Origin of the sequence: Belnapia mucosa, assembly GCF_016775475.1 — a bacterium.
GTDB classification, from domain to species: Bacteria; Pseudomonadota; Alphaproteobacteria; order Acetobacterales; family Acetobacteraceae; genus Belnapia; species Belnapia mucosa.
On sequence record NZ_JAEUXJ010000027.1, the window covers coordinates 14,540 to 36,281 of the forward strand.

General features: G+C 69.9%; 23 protein-coding genes and 1 pseudogene. 13 read left to right on the forward strand and 11 right to left on the reverse strand.

All coding sequences use genetic code 11. The annotated features are described in order from the left end of the window. The first annotated feature begins 92 nt into the window (after positions 1-92). From JMJ55_RS27825 to JMJ55_RS27860, 8 genes are all read left to right on the forward strand, one after another. A complete protein-coding gene (locus JMJ55_RS27825) occupies positions 93-857 on the forward strand; it encodes a hypothetical protein (RefSeq protein ID WP_202828871.1) in 765 nt (254 codons plus the stop codon). Next, positions 857-1,723 (forward strand): hypothetical protein, encoded by an 867-nt coding sequence (locus JMJ55_RS27830; protein WP_202828872.1) that lies wholly within the window; start codon positions 857-859, stop codon positions 1,721-1,723. The genes JMJ55_RS27825 and JMJ55_RS27830 overlap by 1 nt, the downstream gene beginning before the upstream one ends. A 91-nt stretch (positions 1,724-1,814) precedes the next feature. After that, the gene (locus tag JMJ55_RS27835; protein ID WP_202828873.1) at positions 1,815-2,786 is read left to right on the forward strand and encodes an HAD family hydrolase; all 972 of its coding nucleotides are present in this window, start codon (positions 1,815-1,817) and stop codon (positions 2,784-2,786) included. Positions 2,787-2,961: 175 nt separating this feature from the next. Continuing rightward, positions 2,962-3,447, forward strand: coding sequence for a hypothetical protein (locus JMJ55_RS27840; RefSeq protein WP_202828874.1), 486 nt, complete (start codon positions 2,962-2,964; stop codon positions 3,445-3,447). Between the two features lie 144 nt (positions 3,448-3,591). Further along, on the forward strand, positions 3,592-4,101 hold the full coding sequence (locus JMJ55_RS27845; RefSeq protein ID WP_202828875.1) for a hypothetical protein: 510 nt from the start codon (positions 3,592-3,594) through the stop codon (positions 4,099-4,101). Next, positions 4,101-5,432 (forward strand): paraquat-inducible protein A, encoded by a 1,332-nt coding sequence (locus JMJ55_RS27850; RefSeq protein ID WP_202828876.1) that lies wholly within the window; start codon positions 4,101-4,103, stop codon positions 5,430-5,432. The genes JMJ55_RS27845 and JMJ55_RS27850 overlap by 1 nt, the downstream gene beginning before the upstream one ends. Then, positions 5,429-7,114 carry a PqiB family protein gene (locus JMJ55_RS27855; protein WP_202828877.1) on the forward strand — a complete coding sequence of 562 codons (1,686 nt, stop codon included), beginning with the start codon at positions 5,429-5,431 and terminating at the stop codon, positions 7,112-7,114. Before JMJ55_RS27850 ends, JMJ55_RS27855 begins: the two co-directional genes overlap by 4 nt. Before the next feature lie 2 nt (positions 7,115-7,116). Next, positions 7,117-7,701, forward strand: a complete 585-nt coding sequence (locus tag JMJ55_RS27860; protein ID WP_202828878.1) for a PqiC family protein — start codon at positions 7,117-7,119, stop codon at positions 7,699-7,701. A gap of 339 nt (positions 7,702-8,040) precedes the next feature. Here JMJ55_RS27860 and JMJ55_RS27865 read toward each other — a convergent pair. Together JMJ55_RS27865 and JMJ55_RS27870 are read right to left on the reverse strand one after the other, a co-directional pair. Beyond that, positions 8,041-8,175 (reverse strand): annotated as a pseudogene (locus JMJ55_RS27865) (IS6 family transposase); the annotation flags it as partial. Continuing rightward, positions 8,118-8,447 carry a hypothetical protein gene (locus tag JMJ55_RS27870; protein ID WP_202828879.1) on the reverse strand — a complete coding sequence of 110 codons (330 nt, stop codon included), beginning with the start codon at positions 8,445-8,447 and terminating at the stop codon, positions 8,118-8,120. The gene JMJ55_RS27870 and the pseudogene JMJ55_RS27865, both read right to left, overlap by 58 nt. On the opposite strand from JMJ55_RS27870, the gene JMJ55_RS32205 reads away from it, so the two are divergent. Both JMJ55_RS32205 and JMJ55_RS27880 read left to right on the forward strand, forming a co-directional pair. Next, entirely contained in the window at positions 8,446-8,583 is a 138-nt protein-coding gene (locus JMJ55_RS32205; RefSeq protein WP_407927570.1) for a transposase, read from the forward strand. The genes JMJ55_RS27870 and JMJ55_RS32205 overlap by 2 nt on opposite strands. Positions 8,584-9,001: 418 nt before the next feature. Then, complete coding sequence (locus JMJ55_RS27880) at positions 9,002-9,634, forward strand: hypothetical protein (RefSeq protein ID WP_202828880.1); 633 nt, start codon at positions 9,002-9,004, stop codon at positions 9,632-9,634. 108 nt (positions 9,635-9,742) lie between these two features. On the opposite strand, the gene JMJ55_RS27885 is transcribed toward JMJ55_RS27880, so the two are convergent. The 7 genes from JMJ55_RS27885 to JMJ55_RS27915 form a co-directional block, all read right to left on the reverse strand. Further along, complete coding sequence (locus JMJ55_RS27885) at positions 9,743-10,264, reverse strand: hypothetical protein (protein WP_202828881.1); 522 nt, start codon at positions 10,262-10,264, stop codon at positions 9,743-9,745. A 9-nt stretch (positions 10,265-10,273) separates the two neighbouring features. Beyond that, on the reverse strand, positions 10,274-11,302 hold the full coding sequence (locus tag JMJ55_RS27890; RefSeq protein WP_202828882.1) for a DUF2950 domain-containing protein: 1,029 nt from the start codon (positions 11,300-11,302) through the stop codon (positions 10,274-10,276). Beyond that, positions 11,299-12,894 carry a DUF3300 domain-containing protein gene (locus JMJ55_RS27895; RefSeq protein WP_202828883.1) on the reverse strand — a complete coding sequence of 532 codons (1,596 nt, stop codon included), beginning with the start codon at positions 12,892-12,894 and terminating at the stop codon, positions 11,299-11,301. The genes JMJ55_RS27890 and JMJ55_RS27895 overlap by 4 nt, the downstream gene beginning before the upstream one ends. Before the next feature lie 159 nt (positions 12,895-13,053). Further along, complete coding sequence (locus tag JMJ55_RS27900) at positions 13,054-13,356, reverse strand: hypothetical protein (protein WP_202828884.1); 303 nt, start codon at positions 13,354-13,356, stop codon at positions 13,054-13,056. Then, a complete protein-coding gene (locus tag JMJ55_RS27905; RefSeq protein WP_202828885.1) occupies positions 13,353-13,796 on the reverse strand; it encodes a Rap1a/Tai family immunity protein in 444 nt (147 codons plus the stop codon). The genes JMJ55_RS27900 and JMJ55_RS27905 overlap by 4 nt, the downstream gene beginning before the upstream one ends. Positions 13,797-14,695: 899 nt before the next feature. Continuing rightward, on the reverse strand, positions 14,696-15,376 hold the full coding sequence (locus JMJ55_RS27910; protein WP_202828886.1) for a response regulator: 681 nt from the start codon (positions 15,374-15,376) through the stop codon (positions 14,696-14,698). 187 nt (positions 15,377-15,563) lie between these two features. Further along, positions 15,564-15,782, reverse strand: coding sequence for an ATP-binding protein (locus JMJ55_RS27915; RefSeq protein WP_202828887.1), 219 nt, complete (start codon positions 15,780-15,782; stop codon positions 15,564-15,566). A gap of 519 nt (positions 15,783-16,301) precedes the next feature. On the opposite strand from JMJ55_RS27915, the gene JMJ55_RS27920 reads away from it, so the two are divergent. Both JMJ55_RS27920 and JMJ55_RS27925 read left to right on the forward strand, forming a co-directional pair. Beyond that, entirely contained in the window at positions 16,302-16,748 is a 447-nt protein-coding gene (locus JMJ55_RS27920; RefSeq protein ID WP_202828888.1) for a hypothetical protein, read from the forward strand. 3 nt (positions 16,749-16,751) lie between these two features. Further along, on the forward strand, positions 16,752-17,993 hold the full coding sequence (locus JMJ55_RS27925; protein WP_202828889.1) for an HlyD family secretion protein: 1,242 nt from the start codon (positions 16,752-16,754) through the stop codon (positions 17,991-17,993). Between the two features lie 335 nt (positions 17,994-18,328). On the opposite strand, the gene JMJ55_RS27930 is transcribed toward JMJ55_RS27925, so the two are convergent. Next, positions 18,329-19,186 (reverse strand): KilA-N domain-containing protein, encoded by an 858-nt coding sequence (locus JMJ55_RS27930; protein WP_202828890.1) that lies wholly within the window; start codon positions 19,184-19,186, stop codon positions 18,329-18,331. Positions 19,187-20,215: 1,029 nt separating this feature from the next. Further along, positions 20,216-20,974: a hypothetical protein gene (locus JMJ55_RS27935; RefSeq protein WP_202828891.1), complete on the reverse strand. Its 759-nt coding sequence runs from the start codon at positions 20,972-20,974 to the stop codon at positions 20,216-20,218. A 115-nt stretch (positions 20,975-21,089) separates the two neighbouring features. Between JMJ55_RS27935 and JMJ55_RS27940 the strand changes: the two genes are divergently transcribed. Continuing rightward, positions 21,090-21,695, forward strand: a complete 606-nt coding sequence (locus JMJ55_RS27940; RefSeq protein WP_202828892.1) for a KilA-N domain-containing protein — start codon at positions 21,090-21,092, stop codon at positions 21,693-21,695. Positions 21,696-21,742: the final 47 nt, after the last annotated feature.

A 21,742-nucleotide genomic window follows, 5' to 3' on the forward strand; every position in this document is an offset into this window, starting at 1 on the left:
CGCCGGCCGCCCTCATTATCTACGGGGTGCCTCGCTGGCGGGCGCTCCCTGCCGGCTAGGCTACTGCCGGACACACCATCCGGGCAACGCAGGTGGATGGTGCGACGGCGGACACCGCCGGCCAGCACGGCAAATCGTCGCTGGCCAATGTCGCCGCGCCGCCAAAGCCGGCATCCATGATCCCCGCCGCGGGCCAAGGAGGTGCCGCCATGCCCAGGCCGCGAGCCCTGACCTTCGTCGCCAGAGAATTCCGGGAGATGGTCCCGCCGACCCTGTTCTTCCTGGTGGGCTTCAACCTTGTCGTTCTGACCGGCCACCTCCTGATCGACGACTATCGGCGGCAGCTGTTCAACTACATGGTCGCGACCACCACCGCGCTGGTGGTGGGGAAGTCCGTCCTGTTAGCGAACGCGCTGCCGTTCCTGCGGCGCTTCGACGGGGCGCCCCTCGTCGCGCCGATCCTGTTCAAAACGCTGGTCTACTTCACCGTGGTGCTGGTCGTCCGCTTTGTCGAGGAACTCGTCGAATATTGGATCGGCGGCGGCAGCCTGTCCGGGACACTCCGCTACGTCCAAGAGCATTTCGCCTGGCAGCGGTTCGCCGCGGTGCAGATCTGGATCTTCATCCTCTTCCTTGTCTTCACCACGGCTACCGAGTTGGACGAGTTGCTCGGGAAGGGCGAGCTTCGCCGGATTCTGTTTGGCCGCTCGGCCGCGAATCGCAGGCTGACGCGTCGCCAGCGGATGCGGACAAGCGAGGAGCCGCCCGATCGCACGAGTTCGGCCCGGGAGGGGAAGGCCTGCGGAGCGGCGGGTGCCGCACAGGCGGCCCCGAAACCTACGGGAGGGGTCACATAATGGCGCGGACCTTACGGCGCGTGCGTTCCTGGCCGATCGGCGCAGCCCTTGTTCTGGCGGTCGGGTCGGCCGGCGATCTCGCCGCCCAGACGGTGCCCTCCGCCGAGCCGGGCTGGAGCTTCGCGGTTACGCCTTACGTCTGGGCGCCCTCGATCAACGGCAACCTTCGCTACAGCATTCCCAGATCGACGGGTGGCGCCTCCGGCGCCAACGTCGGCATGGACGCAACTAATCTCCTCGAGGCGCTGAACTTTGCCGCCATGGTCGCGGCGGAGGCGCGTCACGGCCGCTTCTCCGTCCTTACGGACTTTATCTACCTCGACCTCGGCAACAGCAGCAGCGCCGTTCGGTCGGTGGACTTCGTTCAGGTCGGGCGCAATCCGGTCTCCACGACCCTGAATGCCGGCACGGAGTCCTCCGTTCGCGGTAGCCTGTGGACGCTGGGCGGGGCCTATACCCTCGCGGCCGGTGGTTGGGGCCATGTGGACGCGTTCGCCGGATTGCGCTGGTTCTCCCTCGAGACGCGTACCGACGTCCGCCTGGCCGCCGACGTCGCCGGCCCGGGCGGCGGACGGAGCTTTGCCCGCACTGGCAGGTTGGCACGGGACGCTGACCTCTTCGACGGTCTTGTCGGGGTGCGTGGCCGCTTCGAACTCGGTGGTGGATTCCACCTACCTTACGCCTTCGACATCGGCGGCGGTTCCTCGCGCCTGACCTGGCAGGCCGCTGGCGGCATTGGGTACCAGGCCGGCTGGGCCGACGTCACGCTCGGCTACCGCCATCTTCACTATGATCAGGGGGGCAACCGGCTGGTCCAGGACTTCTCGTTCGGCGGGCCGTACCTGGCCCTGAGCTTCCGCTTCTAAACAAGGAATGGAGGAAGCCATGACAGCGAGCAGGACAACAGATGACGCCGGGATTGCGCCGGACCGGCGCCTTGGCCGGCGGGCGGCAGCCATGCTCCTGGGGCTCGCCCCGCTGCTGCCCTCAGCCGCCCGTACGCAAGCCGGCGGCGACCCGCTCCCTTCGTGGCGCGACGGCCCGGCGAAGCGCGCTCTGCTCGACTTCGTCGCCGCCGTCACGGCGGAGGGTGGTCCGGACTTCGTGCGCCCGCCTGAGCGCATCGCCGTCTTCGACAACGACGGCACGCTATGGATGGAGCAACCGATCTACACCCAGCTCCTCTTCATTCTTGACCGCATTCGCGCGCTGGCACCGCAGAATCCGGTCTGGCAGGAGGACCCGCTGTTCCAGGCCGTCATCGCTGGCGATCTCCGCGCCGCCGCTGCGGGCGGCACGGCAGGGCTGCTCAGGCTCGCCGGCGCCGCGCAGGCGGGGAACAGCCCGGAGGAGTTCCAGCGCATCGTCACCGGGTGGCTGGCCACGGCACGCGACCACAGGTGGAGCCGCGCCTACACGCAACTCGTTTACCAGCCCATGCTGGAGGTCCTGGCCCTGCTCAGAGCGCGGGGCTTCACCACATTCATCGTCTCCGGCGGCGGCGTCGAGTTCGTTCGCGCCTTCTCCGAGGAGACATACGGCATCTCGCCGCACCAGGTGGTCGGCTCGACCTTCGCGGTCCATCCCGGGGAGCAGGACGGGCGCATCACGCTGAACCGTCAGCCGCAGGTTGACTTCGTCGACGACGGCCCAGGCAAGCCAGTCGGCATCGCGCGCCACATCGGCCGCCGCCCAATCGCCGCCTTCGGCAACTCGGACGGCGATTTCCAGATGCTGCAGTACACGACGGAAGGGCCGGGAAGGCGCCTCGGCATGATCGTCCACCACGACGACGCCGAGCGCGAGTACGCCTACGACCGGGACAGCCACGTCGGGCGGCTTGCCCGCGCACTCGACGAGGCGCCGCGACGGGGCTGGAGCGTCGTGTCGATGCGTCAGGAATGGATGCGCGTCTTCCCGTGGTCATGACGTGCACCCGGTGGCCACGCGAGGGCGTGGTCGGGCTGCGACCACACTGAGCCTTGAGACAAAAGGACACCACACCATGCGAACGGCACTGATCCCCACCTCACTCGCCCTTGCGCTGCTCGCGGCTGCGGCTCCCGCGGCCAGAGCCCAGACGGCGCCTCCTCCTGGCGTGGTCATGAGCGAGTTGACGACGATGACTGCCACGGTCGAGACCGTGGATACAACGGCGCGAGAAGTGCTGCTGCGCGGCGAGGGCGGCAACCTGGTCACCGTGAAGGCGGGGCCGGAGGTGCGTAACCTGGCGCAGGTCCGGTCCGGCGATCGGGTTGTGCTGGACTACCAGGAGGCTATCGCAGTGGAGATCGTGCGAGCTGGGGACACCCGGCCGCCAGTCGGCAGCGTGGCCGCGGCAGGCCGCGCCGAGCCCGGGCAGCGCCCCGCGGGGATCGCCGGCGAGGCGGTGCGCGTGCGTGTGCGGATCGACACGGTGGACGCCCGCGCGGGCGCCGTCACCTTCACCGGACCGCGGGGCGTGACCCGGAGGGTGGTCGTGCGCGAGCCCGAGATGCGTGACTTCGTCCGCGGCCTCCGCCCGGGCGAAGAGGTGGACATCGTTTACGCCGAGGCGCTGGCCGTCCGGGTCGAGCCGGCGACGCGCTAGTCCCTTGGATGCACCGGCCATGACCGGCCTTGGTGATGCCCGAACCGGGCCGCCCCTGTCCCCACGGCCGGAGGAGCTCCCGCCGCGGGGGACCCTCGGGGCCCGGTTCGATCGAAGGCTCAAGCCGAACAAAGGAGGCGTGCGATGACGACGGAGCAATCCATTGGGCGTGCGGCGATGGCGGGGCATCCCACCCGACGGGTAGTCCTGCTCGGCGTGTTCGGGGCCGCCGGGACGGTGCTGGCTGGCGGGTGTGCGTCACGCGTTGCGATCGGGCCAGAGGCGGTCGCCGGCAAGACGCCGGACGGCACCGTCGAGTTGAGCCAAGTGCAGGTCGCCTACCTCGGCAGCGGCAGCACCGGCCGTGGGGTCCTCCGCCACCGCGGCCGGTCCTATCCCTTCAGCATCAGCGGGCTCGGTGTCGGCGGCGTCGGCGCCTCCACGATCGAGGCGAGCGGCGAGGTCTACAACCTCCCGGATGCCGAACGCTTCCGGGGCACCTACGGGCAGGCCCGGTACGGCTTCGCCCTCGGCTCCATGAGCGGGGGCGATCTGTGGATGCAGAACGAGGCAGGCGTCATCATGCACCTCAAGGCAAAGCGTCAGGGGCTCATGCTGAGCCTGGGCGGCGACGCCATGCTGGTCTCCATGTGATGGCCGCCGCGCCAGCGGATCCGGCGGCGCGGAACCACCCCGCCGCGAGACGGGGCGGGTCGACGCCGCCGCGGTCGCGGGAATGCCCGGACTGCGGCCGGTTCCAGCTGGTACCTTCGCTTGGCGCCGGCGCCACCGCTCGCTGCCTGCAGTGTGGCGCCGTACTCCGGCGGACGCACCACGACCCGCTCGGGCGCGCGCTGGCGCTGCACTTCGCCGCCCTCGCCATGCTTGGCGTCGCCGGCCTCATGTCCCTCATGACGGTCAGCACGGCCGGCATGAACTTCAGCGCCGACCTGCTCTCCGGCCCGCAGGGCCTGCATCGGCACGGGCTGTGGGAACTCGCGCTCGTCGTGCTCTTCACCACCGCCGTCGCGCCGTTTCTTCGCTTGGCGAGCATGGCCTACGTCCTCGTTGGCCTCGGGCTGCGGCGTCCGCCACGACACCTGCAGCGGCTCTTTGCGTGGATCGAGCACCTGCGCCCGTGGTCGATGGTCGAGGTCTACCTGCTCGGCGTCTTCGTCGCCTACGTAAAGCTAGTCGACATCGTCCACATCGAGATCGGCCCGGCGCTCTACGCGCTTGGGGCGTTGATGCTGATCATGGTCGTGGCCGACGCCGTCCTCGACCGGCAGGCGGTCTGGGAAGAGATGGAGCGGCGCGGTATCCCCAATGCTGAGATAGATCATGCTGCGGTTCCCCGCGACGGACCCGAGATCGAGGCGATAGGCTGCGAGACCTGCGGGCTGGTCTGCCTGCCCGCCGTGACGGAAGCCGAGCCGCGCTGCCCGCGTTGCGGCAGCCGCCTCCACGCGCGCAAGCCGGACAGCGTCGCGCGGACCTGGGCGCTGGTGATCGCCTCCCTCGTCCTCTACGTGCCGGCGAACGTCTATCCCGTCCTCACGGTGGTCCAGCTCGGCGCCGGCGCGCCCAGCACAATCCTCGGCGGGGTCGAGGAGCTCCTCTCCAGCAGCATGTACCCGCTCGCGGCCCTGGTCTTTCTCGCCAGCGTCGTCGTCCCCATGCTCAAGCTGATCGGCCTGGTCACCATGCTGGTCGCCACCCAGGCCGGCTGGACGGGGCGACTGCGCGACCGCACGTCCCTCTTCCGGGTGGTCCGGGCGATCGGCCGTTGGTCGATGATCGACGTCTTCATGATTTCCGTACTTGTGGCGCTGGTGCAGTTCGGGGCGGTGGTCACCATCGCTCCCGGCCTGGGCGCGGTGGCCTTTGCCGCCGTCGTCATCCTGACGATGTTCGCGGCCGAGACCTTCGACCCGCGGCTGATGTGGGACGCGGCGGCGCGGCGCGAGAGGAGGGTGGTGGCATGACCGCAATCGCTGAGCCCGACACCATCGTCCGCGCCAGGGTCGATGCGCGCCACCGGCCGTCGCCGATCTGGGCGATCCCGGTCGTCGCGGTCCTGATCGCCGGCTGGCTGGTGTGGGACGCGCTGTCCAAGCGGGGGCCTCTGGTCACTGTCACCTTCGAGGCCGCCGAGGGCCTGCAGGCCGGGCAGTCCCGGGTGCGGCACCGGGACGTGGACGTCGGCACGGTCGAACGCATCGCGCTGAGCCCCGACAGGGGCCACGTGGTCATGACCATCCGTATGAACCGCGAGGCCGAGCCGCTGCTGACCGAGGGGGCGCAATTCTGGGTAGTGAGGCCGAGGCTGTTCGCAGGCAGCCTCTCCGGCCTCGGGACGCTGCTCTCGGGCGCCTATATCGGAATCGCCCCTTCCGGAGCGGACGGGCAGAGGCAGACCCGCTTCACCGGCCTCGAGGACCCGCCTCTCCTGGCGGCGCGCGAGCCCGGACGCACCTTCCTGCTGCGGACCGACCGCCTTGGGTCGGTCAGCCTGGGCTCGCCGGTCTTCTACCGCGACCTCCCGGTGGGCGAGGTGCTCGGCTGGGACCTCGGAGAGATGGCAGAGACCGTGACGATCCACGCCTTCGTCCGCGCCCCCTTCGACCAGTACGTCCGCGACGGCTCGCGTTTCTGGAACGCCTCCGGCGTCTCGCTGAAGCTCGGCGCCGACGGCGTGCAGCTGCAGCTCGAATCGTTGCGGGCGTTGCTCATGGGCGGCGTCGCCTTCGACACGCCGGCGAGCGCCCGCACCTCATACGCCGGCGCCACCGATCATGCGTTTCCCCTGCACCCGAACCAGGACGCCGCGAACAGCGCCGCCTACCACAGGCGTGTGCGGTTTGTGTCGTACTTTTCGGGGTCGGTGAGTGGTGTAGGCCCCGGTTCTCCCGTCACCTTCCAAGGCCTTAGGGTCGGTCACGTCACCGGCCTCGACCTTGAGTACGGCGCGACGGGCGACGCCCTACGGGTACCGGTGCGGTTCGAGGTGGAGCCCGAGCGCGTCGCCAACATAGGCTTGGTCGAGGGTCGGGGCCCCGTCGCCAATATGCGCCTGTTGGTCGAGCGTGGGCTGCGTGCCAGGCTGGAGAGCGCCAACCTGCTGACCGGGCAGATGCAGGTGGCGCTTGAGATGGTCACGGAGGCGCAACCAGCCGAGCTCGAGGTCGAGGGCGACATCCTCGTCCTTCCGACTGTGCCCGGCCAGTTCGCGGGTATCACGGACACGGTAAACCAGCTGCTGGCGAAGCTCGACAAGCTGCCCTTCGAGCAGATCGGTCGGAGCCTGAGCGAGACGCTCGGCGGAATCGACGGCCTGGTGAACGGCCCAGAGCTCAAGCAGAGCCTGGTGTCGCTGCAAGCCACCCTGGCGAGCGTGCAGGACCTTGCCAAGCAACTGGACCAGGGGCTCGCGCCGGCGGTGCGGCAACTGCCCGGCATCGCCTCCGGGCTACAGGGCACGGTCACGCAGGCCAACCGCCTGCTGCTGTCGACCGACCGCGGCTACGGCGACAACTCGCGATTCAGCCGGGATGTCGACCGCCTGATGCAGCAGCTCAACGACGCGGCGCGGTCGCTCCGCATCCTGGCCGACCTCCTGACCCGCCACCCAGAGGCGCTGGTCCGCGGCCGGCAGGGGGGGCAGTAGCAGTGGCCGTCCCCCGCCGCCTGCTCCTGGTCACATCCCTGGCGGCCGTCGCGTTGCCCGTCGCCTGCGGGTCGCCCAGCCCGACGCTCTACGCCCTCCGGCCTGTCGCCGGCGCGGCGCGGGCAGGCGGCCCGCGCGTCGTCCAGCTGCGGCGGATCGGCTTGGCCCGGTACCTCGACCGGCAGCAAATCGTCCGGTCAACGGAGGACTATCGGTTGGATGTCGCGGCTAACGATTGGTGGGGCGAACCGCTCGGGGCGATGCTGACGCGCATCCTGGTGGAGGAGGTGTCGCAGCGCCTCCCGGGCACCACCATGCTCGACGAGGACGGGGTGATCACCGCCGACGCCGACTTGACGGTCGAGATCAACCTCCGGCGCCTGGACGCCTCGCGGACGGGCGAGGTGGTCCTGGCGGCCCAGGTCGCTATCGCCGCCAGCCGGCGCAACCCGCGCCGCCCGCCGGCCACGCGCTCCTTCGGCACCTCGGTGCCGCAGGGGTCCCCGGACCTGAACGGCTTTGTGGCCGCCGCGAGCGCCGCGGTCGGCCGCCTGGCCGACGCGATCGCCGACATGCTGAGGGCCTGAGGAGCATTGCCGGACCGATCCCCCGTCCGAGCGCTCCTGCGTATCCATCGTGGCTGGTCTCGCCGAACGTGCAGCGGGTGCGCTTTCAATTTGGCCTAAACATCATTGCCAAAGGATTGCACAATGGGGCAACGATCAACTCGAGATCCCACCCTGCTGCCGGGCTGCTGCTGTCGTGGCTGAGCGCCATCAAGTTGCTGGCCTGGGAACAAGCAAGCTGGCAGATCGCGGCAGCGACTGATCGACAATCAAACTGCCGCAGCGACCCCACTGGGATCGGCCCACATCTCGATCGTACGCAGCCTTGCGGGGTGATACTCATCGGCGGTGACGTGGTCACGGAAGATGGACGAGGTTGGCGATCTGTTCATAGGCAGAGAGAAAACGCTGTGCATGCCACGCTGACTTGAAGCGCTTCATGTGCCGTTCTCGTCGCCGCGTTGGCCGGTGTGAATTTTCGGCTCGATCGTTCGCATAGTGCTCAGTGGCAAGCCACGACTTTGCCCAAAGCCGGCACCGGTGAGGTGGAGATGATCAGGCCCCTCAAGATCGTCCGTGACGCCGCCGTCAAGGCGCGCACCCCGGCCATGCTTGCGCTGAAATCCAACATGATCAGCGCGCCAGCGGCTTTGCGCGAGCAGCTCGAGGTAGTCGCCGGCCGGATTGCGCTGGTCCGGCATCTGGCAGCCTTGACCGGGGCCGCTGACCACGACCACCGCCTCAGTCAAAGCCAGTCTGCGCGCCATCGCCTGCCCGGTCCCGGCCTCGAGCGGCAACACCAGCAGGCACAGGCTGAACCGCGGTGGGCATCGTCAGGCCAACGCTGCCCTCCACCGCGTGGTGGTCGTGCGCATGCGGACTCACCAGCCCAGCCTTGACTAGGTCTGGCGCCGTACGGCTGAGGGCAAGAGCAAGCAGGAGATCATTCGCTGCCTCAAGCGCTTCGTCGCACGCGCGATCTTCGGCTCTCTCTGCTGTCCATCCAAAGTCGCCTGCCCAGCCCAAAACGCCGCTCGATCGTTGTAGGAGCATTGGTGGCACGGCCGCACCGACCTGACGGCCGGCTCGAGCGTCGGCAGCACACCCTGCCGATGCCCACCGCGGCCCGAGCCCCGGCGAGGCGCTCGCCCCCACCTCGGGGTTTCCCACTGGCCCCCCCTGGGAACGGGCCGATACCCCTCGCCGGCGAACCGCAAGAGGCTACACCGGCCGCAAGGAATGCCGCGCCCCCACCCCGGAGGGCCGGACCCGCCCCGGAGCATCGTGGGCCGGGGGCGGCGCATCAGGAGGAGGACAACAGATGACCCTTCGATCCGCCCTGCTCGGGGCCACCGCCGTGGTGACCGTCGCATCGACCCTCGCCGCGGTCAGTTTGGTCGACGCCGCACCGGCCATGGCCCAGGCCACCTCGGCCCCGGCGAACCCGACGATGACCAACGTCATCCCGGATGCCGGCACCTTCGCGGTCGCCGGCAGGATCCACGCCATCGATCCCGTCGCCCGCACGCTGACGATCGCCCCCTCCTCGGGCCAGCCGGTACCGCTGACCGCGCTGGCCGGGATCAGCCTCGACGGGATTTCCTCGGGCGACCACGTCAGTGCCCACTACACCCGGGCGGTCACCTTCGTCGTCGGCACGCCAGACGCCGCGACGCCCCGCGCGACGCAGACCGTTGGTCAGGTGGCCCGCACCCCTGGCGGCGTCGGCCCGGGCGCCTCGGTGATCGTCGGGCGGGTCGTTAAGGTGGATGGCCCGGGCGCGTTCGACATGGTCAACGTCGACGGCGGCGGCGAATACACCGTTCGCTCGACCGACCCGGCCCGCGTGGCCGCCCTGGGCGCGGTGAAGGCAGGGGATTCGGTGACCGCGTCGGTCGGCGCCCTCACGTTGAGCTCGATCGCCCGGTGCAATCTGTTCGGCCTGATCTGCTGAGTTAGCGCCCGGTCAGGTGCCAGCTCGCAATGCCGATCGTCCGCCGGTCCACCGAGGTCCATTCAGGATGCAGCCGGCCATTGCGCAGAACCCAGGCCCTGGCCGGCGCTACCGGCTGCCGTCGCGCCAGCCGCTCTGGCGATACAGCGAGACGTTGACGGGGAGAAAGACCTGGGCGAAGGCGCTGCCGTCCACGTGCAGCTCCTGGAAGGGCTGCCCGTCCAGCGTGGCGTCGAACAGCACCGGGGAGAAAGCGCCGGAAAGAGTGGAGGAGGTCAGCAGGATCCGCCGGACCGTGTCCAACACCTTCGGGTGCCCGCTTCGCGCGATGGCGCCGATGTTCCAGATCACCGGTATCTGCGCGTCCAGGTTGGAGGTGCCGATCAGCAGCAGCCGTCCGTCGTCGTAGGCGCGCTCGATCTCGGTCAGCAGCGCCTTGTTGGTGTAGCGGGAGATGGTGCGGAACAGCGGGCTATTGTCCGCCATGCCGTCGTTCCAGACTGCCGCGGTGAAACCCCGCTGCACCAGCACGTTGGCGAGGGTGATGTCGGTGTAGACGCTCTTCAGCTGCGGGTCCCGTGGACTGCCGAGGAAGGCGAAGGGGGCGCTCAGCGCAGCGGTGCCTTGCACGATGCCGCGCTACTCCGCCACCGGGCGCCAAGCGGGGCCCGGGTCGAAGGCGGTGATGCCGCGCGCCAGGCGGGCGGTGTCGGGGCCGAGGTCGCGCTCGCGGACCTCACCCTGGTGGTCGGCGAGGAAGGTCATGACGCCGGAGTCACCGTGGCGCGCCGGCCAGGCGAGCACGGCGAAGCCGCCGATCATCCGTCCGCTGACGACGTAGTCCAAGGCGCCACCCGGCGCGGCCGGTCCCTGCCGCTCCAGGATGCGGAACAGGTAGCCGTGGAAGGGCTGCGGCTGGTCCGCTGGCGCGCGGCCGCCGTAGCCGCCAGCGCTAGCCGCGGCAACAAGCGGTCCCAGCGGGCTCTCGGGCTCGCCTTCGGCGGTGGGCCAGTAGAGGCCGTCGCGGGTGCCGGGGCTGGAGAAGAGGCGACGTGCATAGGTGCGGAAGGGGCCCTGCCGCCCGGCGGTAAGGGCGTAGTGCCGCTGCGCGTCTACGATGGCGCGGAGCGTCCCAATCGCGGCGAGCTCGTTGCGGCCGATACGGCGGACCAGAAGCTCCTGCGCCCCGGCGCCGGCATCGAAGCGCCAGCGGCCATCGCTGCCGCGCCGTATCGGGATGGGCAGAGGCCAGCCGTCCTCCCCCACCTGCAGCACGGCGCGGTCCGGGGCCGGGCGCAGGATCTCGCTCTTTGCGGCGTGGGCGGCGGCGAAGCGCTCCAGGGCGGCGCGATCCGCCACCGGGTCGCCGGAACTGACGAGGCGGCGCGCCTCATCCCCCAGCACACGGATGAGCCGTCCCGCGTCCCGCACGCGCGCGGCCTCGGCCAGCGCCGCGAAACCGGCCTCGGGCGACGCGAAGGCCTGGGGCGGTCGCGGGCGGCTCGAACGTTGCGCCGCCGCCCCGGCGGCCTCAGGCGCGTCCGCCGCCGGCGCGCCGGCCTCCTGGGCCCGGGCCCCTCCTCCCGTAACCAGCAGCACAGCGAGGGCGCCGGCGACCAGGGCCTTGCCCGCACGGTGACGGGGAGCGATCGGTCTCGCGGTGATCATCGGGAGTGCCTCCCCCCCGCCTGGCCGCCTCCGCCGTGGCCGCCGGCGCCAACCTGCCGCACTTGCGGCCGCTGCGCGCCGGCCTGGCCGAGTCGGCTGGACTGGCCACGCTGCGAAGCCGCCTGCTCCTCGCGGCCCTGCCCGAGGCCCTGGAAGCCTTGCGGGCCGGGCCTGCCGCCGCCGCCACCGGCGCCAGCGCGCGCGGCCGGGGCCCCGCCGCCTGGCCGCGTCGCCCCCTGCGGGGCGTGCTGCGGGGCGGGCCGGCCGCTGGCGGTGTGGCCGGCGGCGCGTGTGCCAACGGGCCGGTCCACGCTGCCCGGACGGTCGCCCGCGCGACGCTCCGCGAGCCCTGCGCCCCCTGGCCGTTGCTGACCAGCGGCACCGGCCCGGTCCAGGCTGAGACCACTTGGCCTGCTGTCACGATTGGGACGTGGGCGGTCCGCCGTTCCCTCCCCGCGCCTACCGGCCGGGCCCTCGGTCGTTCCCCCGGGACGCCGCACGAGCGCGCCGCCCTGCTGGGCCTGCTGCGCCCGGCCGCGGAACTCCTCGCGCGCAGCGCTGCGGTCCTGTGTCCCCGCCTCGCCTCGGAACCGGTTGCGGACGCTCTCGTCGCGGTAAGCGACGCCGTGCCGATGGGTGGCGTCGTGGCGCCAAGTGGGACTGTTGACGCGGTTGCCGACGGCGTTGATTTGGTTGTAACGGTTGACGTCAATGTCGACGTTGCCGCCGCCCCAGCCCGGGCTGGCCCAGCCCCAGAGCGAGCCAACGAGGGCAACGCCCCCGGCGAAGGCCATGCCGCTGAGCAGGGCCGTGCCGATGGCCGCACCCGGCGGCGGCGGGTAGTACACCGGTGGGCTCTGCGGGTAGGGCCAGGTGCCGTAAACCACCGAGGGGTTATAGGCCGGCACGTAGATCTTGTCGGGCTCGGCCGGCTGGATGACGATGACCTGCGGCGGCGGCGTCACCACGAGAGTGGCGTCCTGCGTCGCCGCCGCCACGTTCTGCGTCACCGTCACCGTCTGCTGCGGTCCCGATGTCAGCGTGCCCGCCGCCTGCGCGCGCCCGCGCAGCACCTGCACCGCGTTCAGGACGTCCTGCTGCTGCGCCAGGACCGCGTCGCCGAGCTGCTGCGTCCAGCCCAGGTGGTCGTTCAGCGTAGCCAGCACGCTGGGGAAGGGCAGCAGGGACTTCACGCTGGGGTCCCAGGGCCTCTGCTCCAGTGCCTTAGCCAGGGCGTCGCCCTTCAGCCCCGCGTTGCCGCCCTGCTTCAGCCAGCGCGCCGCCTCGACCAGCTCCAGCGGGTAGGTCGCGGCCATCAGGATCTGCGCCAGCAGGCCGTCGGGGTAGAGGGCGACGGGCGCCAGCAGTTGCTCGAGTTGCGGCTGCGTCAGCCGCTCCTCTCCTGGGGTGGTGGCGAGGGCGGCGGGTTGGGTGCCCTGGGCGAGGGCGCAGGTGGGGAAAGCCGACCCCAGGCCCGCGAAGCTGCTGCATGCGGCGAGCAGGAGCAGCGCCGCGCGCCAGGAGGGCGTCTCGCCCGCAGGCCTGCTGGCCGTGGGGTGGGTGACGGCGGATGGCGGGTGTTGCCGGGTCATGGGGACGCGCTCCTTCTGAGGTGCCTCGCCGGGAGTCCTGCGCCGCCGCTGCGTCTCCGACGGCAGGTTCCCCGCTGCGGCGTTCCGGGCCAACCCAAGGCTTTTCTCGCATCGACTGGTGCATCGGATTGGCGGTAAAGCGAGCTGCGCTGCCACCTATCACCCGCGCGAAAGCAGGACCGCGACGGCGAAGCCGTCAGGCGCGGCCTGCTCGCGCGCCGGCACGTCTGCACCGCGGTACCGCGGCTCGGTCGCGCCCACGCTGTGCTGGTTGTAGAGGTAGCCCGGCTGCATGGACTGCCCGCCGAAGCCCCAGTCCTCCATGCTGCCGATCGGCGCCGACGTGCCCGCTACAGCGGAGCGGGCCCGCATCTCGGGACCGCAGGCCGCGAGCCCCGGGATGCAGAGGAGCACGACGGCGCCGAGGGTGTGCCGGAGCCCGTGCCGTGCCGCGACGCTCATCGTCCGCGCCCTCCCGTGGTGCCGGATGCTCCTGCCGGGCAGGGGTAAGCCTGCCGCGCAAACCGCATCAGCCCGTCCACCGCCATCTCCCCGCCAAACTGCGGGTTGGCCTGCGCCCAGGCGGCGAACGCCGCTGCGGCATCCACCAGCCGCGGCGGCGGCTCGGGCACGCAGAACACCGGCGGGCGCATGCCGCCCGCCGGGTGCAAGGCGGCATGGTACTGGCCCACGCCTGCCAGGAACCCCCGGCAGAAGTAGCTCGCCGCAATGTGGTCCGGCGACGAGGACGGCGTCGCGCAGACCTCGGCCAGGGCCGCGACCGTCCGCGGCGGACGTGGTCCGGCCCCGGCAGGCGGCGCGGTCTGCGCCCACGCCGCATGACCGGCGAACGCCGCGGCGACCAGCGCCAACGCGAGCGGCGTGCAGCTGCGCAGGTGCATCGAATCCTCCTTCGTCCGTGCCAGTCCGGACGGGGTCGGCGTCAACGGATCAGCAGGCCGTCCTCGATGTGCACGACGCCGTTGCTGCAGGGGATGTTGGCTCGCTCCGCGTGGGCCATATCACGCGGCTGATGCCGTAGGCGCCGAAGCCGCCGCGCTCTTTCCGGAGAACGGTTGCAACGTCAGCGTGTGGGGGCGCCTATACCCCTCTGGCGGGTGATGCCAGTGGTGTCCGGATTAACCGATACCGGAGCGCCAGCACCGACGGTGCCAGTGCCGCCCGTGGCTGCGCGTTCGATTCCCGTAGTGCCGGGATTCGCCCCGGTGACCACCGGGTTCTGCGTGCCGGGATTTCTACCAGACTCGATTCCCTGGAGTTCCACGGCTCGCAGTTGCCGTTCCCGCATGTCGCCATAGTTCTGGCCTATGGCGGAGCGCTCGGTTTGTGGCTGGCAGGCCGCGGTGAACAGGGGGATTGTGGCGGCGGCCCCGAGCAGGGCGGATCGAAGCGTCATCGGCTGTCCTCCTAATTTGCTGCCCCCGGCCTATGATGCTCCGAGGCGGGTCCAGCCCTCCGGGGTGGGACGGCTTCCCTTGCGGCCGGTGCAGCCTCCCGCAGGTCGCCGGCGAGAGGTATCGGCCCGTTCCCGGAGTTGGCCGGTAAGAAACCCTGAGGCCCGACGCAAGCGCTTCTCTGGGGCTCGGGCCATGGTGGGCGATGGCAGGGTCTCTTGCCGACGTTTGAGCCGGTCGCCCAGCCGTGCCGGTGGATGTAGGGAATCTCCTCGCCGCCCGGGGTCATCGTCGCTGCCTCCGCTCTTACGGGCGGCGCCAAACCGGACCCAGAGGACGGCGACCCGGCCCCACACCGGCCGCGCGGGAGCCCGTCCCTTCGGAAATCAGGCGGAGATGATGTGGTTGCGGACGGCGTAGCGCACGACGTCGGCGATCGAGCCGGCGCCGACCTTGCGCATGACGGCGGCGCGGTGGGTCTCGACGGTCTTGACGCTCACGCCGAGCCGCCGCGCGATGTCCTTGCTCCGGCGGCCCTCGGCGAGGAGCTGGGCCACCTCGCGCTCCCGCGCCGTAAGGGCGCTGTGGGCCGTGTCTTCGCCGGCCGATGCGGCCCGGTCGCGGAGGAACGCCTCAAGAAGCCTCGCGGTGACTCTCGCGCTAAAGAACGGCTGATGCGCCGCTAGCGCCTCAATGGCCGCAATAATGTGGTGCGGCGCGTCCGATTTCACCAAGTAACCGCGTGCCCCAGCGGCGAACACCTCGGCGACGAGTTCCTCAGACTCGTGCATGGTGAACACCAGCACCTCCGTCGCCGGGCGTGCCGCGCGGATCCTGCGGGTCGCCTCGAGCCCATTCAGCTCCGGCATTGCGACGTCGAGGACCGCGACGTCGGGGGCCAGGGCCTCGGCCATCTCGACCGCCGTCCGGCCGTCGCGCGCCTCGCCGCACACCTCCCAGCCGGGCTCGTGCTCGAGCAGCTGCCGGAGGCCGTGCCTGACGATGTCATGGTCGTCCGCCAGAAGAATGCGCACCACGTCCAGCGTCCCTTTCCGAAGCAAGTCCATCCGCGGGCCGCCCGAGCCCCGAGCCGGCCGCCGGTGCGCCCGCAACGCCCGCCGAGGTTAGTTCCTCCTCGGGCGGATGGTATCGGCCAGATCCCTGAGGGGGTGCCGGGCGTGCGTCGGACCGCAGGCGGCCTCCTCGGGTCACCCGGCAGAACCGGCCGGTGTCGGGCGCATCTGGTCCGCCGGATCAGGCCGGGTCGGCGGCCGGATGCCGCGGCCTCGGAGGCACCCCATCGAGGCCGAGCGTGACACCGGCTGGGACCCACGCCTCGACGATCGTGCCGCCCGGATCGGCCGGCCGCACCACCAAGCGGCCGCCGAGTTGGCGCATGCGCTCCCGCATGCCGACCAGCCCAACCCCGAAGACGATGGGGTCTCTGTCGTCCTCCGCCGGGAGCGCCCGCACGCCTGCGAACCCGCGGCCGTTACCTTGCACGGCCAGCAGAACCAAACTTGGTCCAGTGCGCGCTTTGTTGCCAATCTGGTGCGCTACGCCCTGCGCAGTGGCATTGTCAGGTCCTGAAGCCACGGTCGGGCCTCCTCGGCAATCGCCATCACCTCCCATCGGGAATTTGGCCGATGCCAGCCACCCCCCGCGTCGTCGCAGACTGACAGACGGCTAGGTCGGACGCCGACTTCTTTTCCCAGGATAGCCGCCTAGACCCGCGCTACGGAGGCCCGCACAACCGATGACGCCGCTGCTACGTCACAGTCGCCGAGCGCTCGCTCTACCCTGGTGCGTACCCCGACGCACTTGGACCGGACTCGCTGCTGTTCTGCATGACGGACGGGCCTGTGGACACAAGGACTACCGCAACCGTTGAACCTGGATGTCAGGAGCGGGCCGCATGTTCGATTTGGCCGAAGGTAATGAGCCGTCCCGCCGCCCGCACGGCCCTCCTTCGAACCGCTGTGGAAGGATCTGATGATGAGCACTTCGCCGCATCCGGAAGCGTCCCATCATGTCCCCTTCTACCTGCCCGGGGCCGATGGATCCGACCCAATCATGGTGGGAGCGGGCATCTTCCTAACCGTCGCGGTGCTTGCCTTCGGTCTGCTCTTCCTTCGGCTGCACACCTTACCTGAGCGCATGGCCCATCGCGGCCACAAGCTGCAGTTCGAGATCGTGGCCGTCCTAGGATTGCTCGCCCTGTTCACTCATATGCACATCTTCTGGGTGGCGGGCCTGCTCCTCGCTCTCATTGATCTTCCTGATTTCACCGGGCCAATGCGGCGCATCGCCGGCTCGTCGGAGAGGTTGGCCGGGCTGCCGCCGGGCGGGGGTGACGTGACGAGTGACCTGCCACCCGTGCATGAACGCCAGACGGGCAATCGCGCGCGCCACCTGGTCGATGAGCGGCTGGACGCCTAAGCCATGCTCGAGCTGATCGTCTGCTCCCTCCTCACGATCCTTCCCGACTACCTCTTCCGCCGGTACGTTCAGGGCAAGCGGCCCAGGCGAGAGATCACCCTCTTTTCGGTCTGGTTCGAGCTGCGCTGGGGGATTGTCTCATGCCTGCTGCTCACGGTTGGCCTGATCACGATGATCTTCTACTTCCACCCGGCCACCACCTACGTCAGCGCCATCTTCCGCAGTGTGCCGATCCTGCCCCAGACAAGCGGGCGCGTCTCAGAGATCTATGTGCGTGGCAGCGAGCACGTGGAGGCTGGCCGGCCACTCTTCCGCCTCGAGGACATGACGCAACGCACCGCCGTCGAGACTGCGCGCCGCGCGGTCGCGGAAGTGGACGCTGCCGCAGCGCTGGCGCGCGCCGACCTCGCTGCGTCCCAGGCCCGAATTCTGGAGTCGCTCGGGCACCTCGAACAAGCGGAGGACGAGTTTCGAACAAAGTTCGAACTTAATCGACGTGCGCCTGACGTGGTTGCACGCCGCGAGATCGAGAGGCTGGACGTGCACGTCCGCACACGCCAGGCCGGGGTCGAGGCGGCGCGTGCCGCGCGGCAGGCGGTGGAAGCGCGTCTTGCGGAGCAACTTCCAGCGCAGCGTGCAAGCGCCGAGGCAGCGCTGGACCAGGCACAAGTCGAACTTGATAAAACCTACATCCGCGCTGGTGTCGCTGGCCGCGTCGAGCAGTTCCTGCTTCAAGTCGGCGATCTCGTGAACCCGCTTATGCGGCCCGCGGGCGTGCTGGTGCCGGAAGATCGCGGCCTTCGGCGCCCCGTACTTGCCGCAGGTTTCGGTCAGATTGAAGCCCAGGTGATGCGCCCCGGCATGCCGGCGGAAGCGACCTGCGCATCCCAGCCCTGGACCGTGATCCCGATGGTCGTTGTGAATGTTCAGGGATTTATCGCAACTGGTCAGATCCGCAGCAGCGACCAGTTGCTCGACATCCAGCAGTTCCGCCAACCTGGCACGGTACTAGCGGTCCTCGAACCGCTCTACCCGGGTGGCCTCGATCGCGTGCTGCCAGGCAGCAGCTGCATCGCGAACGCATATACAAACAACCATGAGCAGCTGTCTGACCCTGGGATCGGCGCAGGGCGGTGGATCACGCTGCATGCCATCGATGCGGTCGGCCTCGTGCACGCGATTCTGTTACGCATCCAGTCGCTGCTTCTACCCTTTAAAACACTGGTGTTCAGCGGGGGGCACTGACGCCGCCTCCGACATCATGCGTAACGCGGCAACGAGGCGGAACTACGCCTATGCAGGCATGGGTCAGAACCATCTCGACAACACAGACGTAATCGCCATGACTACTGCCATGGGCCTAGTCGACGAGGCATTGGAGACGTGTATGCAGGGAGCGGATAGAGCCTCAGCTTGACGGCTGCCCCTGCACCCGGTTCGGTTCTGTTGCGACATCCTGCCCCGATGGCTCGGCAACTGCCGTGCTGCCGGCACGGACCAAAAACGCGAAAAGCCCCATGGCCTCGGTTGGAGGCCATGGGGCTTTTGCTGTTTTGCCGCTGCAGACGAGCGGCTGGCGGCTAGGCTGCCGGTTCGCCGGCGGCGGTCCGCTCGCGGCGGCGGTGCTCAAGCACGACGCTCTGGAAGGCGCGGAACTCGGGCACCCGCATGAAGCGGACCAGGTAGCCGCCATGGGTCAGCTCGGCGTGGCAGGGGGCGCAGATCAACCACCCATGCTCGGGCTTGTTCAGGCTCCGATGGAAGAAGTGGTCGAACTCGGCGCCCGACACCACCCGGCCGGCCTCGGTGAGGACGCGCTCGCGCAGGCAACAGGGGCACTGGCCGCCGAAGGGCTCGGCCGCCACCGCCTTGACGATGACGCTCCGCCCCAGCCCGGTGAACTCCAGCCGGTTCCCCAGCACCAGCTCCTGCGCGGAGAGCTGCAGGAACATCAGGTCCGCCGCATGCCGCTCGAGGGTATCGAGCCGGGCATGCAGGTCGCGGAACTGCTGGGCAAGGTGCCGCCGCAGCGGATCGGGATCCGCGGCGGGCCGGTCGTCGTGCCACGCGAGGGCGGCACGGACGACGGCGTTGCACCAGAGGTGGAACTCGGGCGAGAGGTAGCGGGCATAGGACAGGGCCAGCTGCCAGTGCGCCCAGGTGCCGCCGTGACGGCCGCGGGTGGTGGCAACGAAGCCGTCAGGGTCGAGACGGATAATATCATCCTGAATGATATTTTGGCGGGCCTCCCCCTCGGGGTCGGTCCAGTGCGCCTGGGCATGGGTGCGAAAGCGCGTGGTCTCATCGAGCACCAGCCAGTGGATCGGGCGCCGGTACTCCGGGCTGCCTGCTGCCCGCCACATGTCGGTCAGGTTCAGCATGGTGCCGCGGAGGCGGATAGGCCTGCCCTGGTAGCTGAGGATGCTGGTTGGGGTCATGGTGATCTCCAGCGGGGTTTCGGCCTTGCTCAAGGGCCGCAACGGTCGGCTTGGAGCTGCCGAGACGGGCTGGAGGGATGGGCCAAGCATTGGGCCCGGCCGGCCAAGAGGCAACGGCTGGGCCAGGCGGGTTGGATCGCAGTGCGTGGACCGCCACCCCGCCGCTGCTGGGGGCAGGGTCCGGACGCTGCTGTTCGGGCCTCTTTGGGCCCGGGCTCGCACGGCCAGCCTGCGGACGTGCTGGCCAGCCGTGGTGCCGGTGCGGCAGGCCGACGCATTCTTCCCGAAGGATCCGGGGCAGCGCCGGGTAGGTCCCCGTCATCGCCAGTCCCGTGCCACCGCTGGCAGGGAAAGGGTTTGCAGAAGCGGCCGGCTCACTGCCGGATGCGCGGTGTCGGAGCCCCGCAGCGCCAGGTAAGGCGCTGCGGGGCTTCGCCCGACTGGGTGGATGACGAGGATGACGAGAGGCCGGCGGCCCTCCCTGGGCCCCAAGGCCGCGGCAGGACGGCACAGGGCAGCATCGCTGTTGGCTTAGGACGGCCGATCCCCAGCCAGGTCGGGCCTACCCTCAGGCCAAGACCGAGCCGGTGCAGAGGGAGAGCGACGATGCTCGATGCGTCGCGCTTCAGGTGTGATGGACATGGTGATTCAAATATTTGATTTCAATACCAGAATATCATGGCAGCTCAGCATTTTTGAATTTCGGCATCCGATCGCTGATCGGGTGTCCGGTCATCCCGTTCCCTCCCAGGCGAGTACAGGAGTGCGGATGCTCCCCAGGGCCCAGGCCTCGCGCGGCTGGGCGAGCCCGGCATTAGCGACCGGCCGGAGTGTCCAGCAGCGCCTCGGCCTGCTGGATCAGGCTGCGTAGCCTTGCGGCGGCACGGCTGGCTTCGCCCCGGAGCCGCTGGCCTGCAATGACCTCGGCGCTCCGGCCCCCATGCTTCCAGGTGGCCCGGCGGCACCGGTCCAGCCCTTCGGGTGTGCGTGCGCCGGGTCGGGGCTTGGCTGGGGACGCGAGAGGGTCGCTCACTTTTGGCCCTCCCCCCGGTCCATGCGGCCTGCGACCACAGCCGCCCCGCCCTCCTGGACGTTCACATACTGGACCATCACCACTTGCTGGCCGCCGTTCCGCAGCCTCTCGAGGGTGAGCATGCCGCGCTGGGAAGCCTCCAGGGCCCGTGCCGCAGCCCGCGTCATCCGGGCTGCCTCGATGCTATGGACCTGCTGCCTTGGTTCGGAGGCAAAGGACTTGATGTCTGCTGCGAAGCCGCTCGCCCGGGCAGCTAAGGTCATTGCGAGCGCGTGCATCACCGCGATCTGGTGTACCAGGTTGCGCTCCACCGCATTCCGCGCCCCGATGCTCTCGGTCATTTCCAAGCCGAGAGTCAGCGCGGGGCCAGACACCTTGCCGGTGAGGGCCAGGCGGTGCTCGGTGGCTTCGGCGGCCAGGAGGTCAGGCGGTTGCCGCACCTCGTTCTGGTAGAGCGAAGGCGTCTCGGGATCGGCCGAGACCACCTCGCCGCCGATGCCTGGACTGGGCGGGCTGCCAACCGCCAGGAGCGGATCGCTGAGGCGATCGGCCTGGCGCTCGAGGAAGGCGGCATCATGGCATGCACGCTCGGCGCCTTGATGGTCCCCCCGCTCGCTCATCTGGCGGGCTCGCAACCGCCGTTTGGTGGCCTCTGCCTTCAACATGCGGCCTCGTCTGGCGCCGTCGTTGCCAGGGTGTCTGCTCGCGAACACACGCAAGCTCGGGTCGTATGGGGTATCTGGATCGTCGCTCATGGGGGCTCCTGGTTAGGCCAGGGCTGCGAACCGATGGCCGGATCGCCATGAGAGGGCGGACGGCTTACCCGCTTCTCGACACGACTCATTCTGTTAGGGCTGCGACAGCGACGGCTTGGTCGCCACCTGGCGGGGCCGCTTCGGCGGCACCTGGGCGCACTGGCAGCTCGCGCTGTCCTATGCCCGGTATCTCTCGCCACGGTTCCACCGGTGGTGCAACATCGTGGTCCGCGCCGCCATGGAGCACCTCGACGGCCCGGAGGCGGGCGAGGACCCGCTGCTGGAGCACCTCCTGCAGCAGTTCCGCGCCCTGCACCGCCGGCTCGACACGGTCGACCGGCATGCGGCGGACCTGATGTTCCTGCTGCTGTCGTCCCAGGATCTCCTGCTCGGCAAGCGGCGGCACTTCTCCAGCCGCAGCCAGGCCGCGATCCGTGCGGCGGTAGCGGCTGAGCCCTTCGAGGGCCAGTGCCCCTGCTGCCAGCAGACCCCTGTCCTCGACGCGGCTGGCCAGCCGCTGGCTGGCGCCGAGTTCGACCACTTCTTCCATCGCGGTCTCAATCGGCCCGAGCATGGCTGGTTGATCTGTGCCCCCTGCCACACCGAGCTGACCCGTGGTGGCTACCTGGTGCGCTTCATGCGGATGCCCGAGTTCCGCGCCTTCCAGGGCGCCGTGCTTGAGCACCGGCGCCGGGCCAAGCCCGGCGGCCAGGCCGAGTAGCCACCGCCACCCTCCCCCCGCAGAGGGGCCCATGAGCCCCCTGACCT

Coding starts and splice junctions, on each gene's coding strand:
- JMJ55_RS27890 (WP_202828882.1), bottom strand. CDS start 11,302: ATGATCACCGCGAGACCGATCGCTCCCCGTCACCGTGCGGGCAAGGCC.
- JMJ55_RS27840 (WP_202828874.1), top strand. CDS start 2,962: ATGAGCGAGTTGACGACGATGACTGCCACGGTCGAGACCGTGGATACA.
- JMJ55_RS27900 (WP_202828884.1), bottom strand. CDS start 13,356: ATGAGCGTCGCGGCACGGCACGGGCTCCGGCACACCCTCGGCGCCGTC.
- JMJ55_RS27850 (WP_202828876.1), top strand. CDS start 4,101: ATGGCCGCCGCGCCAGCGGATCCGGCGGCGCGGAACCACCCCGCCGCG.
- JMJ55_RS27835 (WP_202828873.1), top strand. CDS start 1,815: ATGCTCCTGGGGCTCGCCCCGCTGCTGCCCTCAGCCGCCCGTACGCAA.
- JMJ55_RS27845 (WP_202828875.1), top strand. CDS start 3,592: ATGACGACGGAGCAATCCATTGGGCGTGCGGCGATGGCGGGGCATCCC.
- JMJ55_RS27870 (WP_202828879.1), bottom strand. CDS start 8,447: ATGGCGCGCAGACTGGCTTTGACTGAGGCGGTGGTCGTGGTCAGCGGC.
- JMJ55_RS27880 (WP_202828880.1), top strand. CDS start 9,002: ATGACCCTTCGATCCGCCCTGCTCGGGGCCACCGCCGTGGTGACCGTC.
- JMJ55_RS27930 (WP_202828890.1), bottom strand. CDS start 19,186: ATGACCCCAACCAGCATCCTCAGCTACCAGGGCAGGCCTATCCGCCTC.
- JMJ55_RS27895 (WP_202828883.1), bottom strand. CDS start 12,894: ATGACCCGGCAACACCCGCCATCCGCCGTCACCCACCCCACGGCCAGC.
- JMJ55_RS27830 (WP_202828872.1), top strand. CDS start 857: ATGGCGCGGACCTTACGGCGCGTGCGTTCCTGGCCGATCGGCGCAGCC.
- JMJ55_RS27925 (WP_202828889.1), top strand. CDS start 16,752: ATGCTCGAGCTGATCGTCTGCTCCCTCCTCACGATCCTTCCCGACTAC.
- JMJ55_RS27920 (WP_202828888.1), top strand. CDS start 16,302: ATGATGAGCACTTCGCCGCATCCGGAAGCGTCCCATCATGTCCCCTTC.
- JMJ55_RS27905 (WP_202828885.1), bottom strand. CDS start 13,796: ATGCACCTGCGCAGCTGCACGCCGCTCGCGTTGGCGCTGGTCGCCGCG.
- JMJ55_RS27935 (WP_202828891.1), bottom strand. CDS start 20,974: ATGAGCGACGATCCAGATACCCCATACGACCCGAGCTTGCGTGTGTTC.
- JMJ55_RS27855 (WP_202828877.1), top strand. CDS start 5,429: ATGACCGCAATCGCTGAGCCCGACACCATCGTCCGCGCCAGGGTCGAT.
- JMJ55_RS27910 (WP_202828886.1), bottom strand. CDS start 15,376: ATGGACTTGCTTCGGAAAGGGACGCTGGACGTGGTGCGCATTCTTCTG.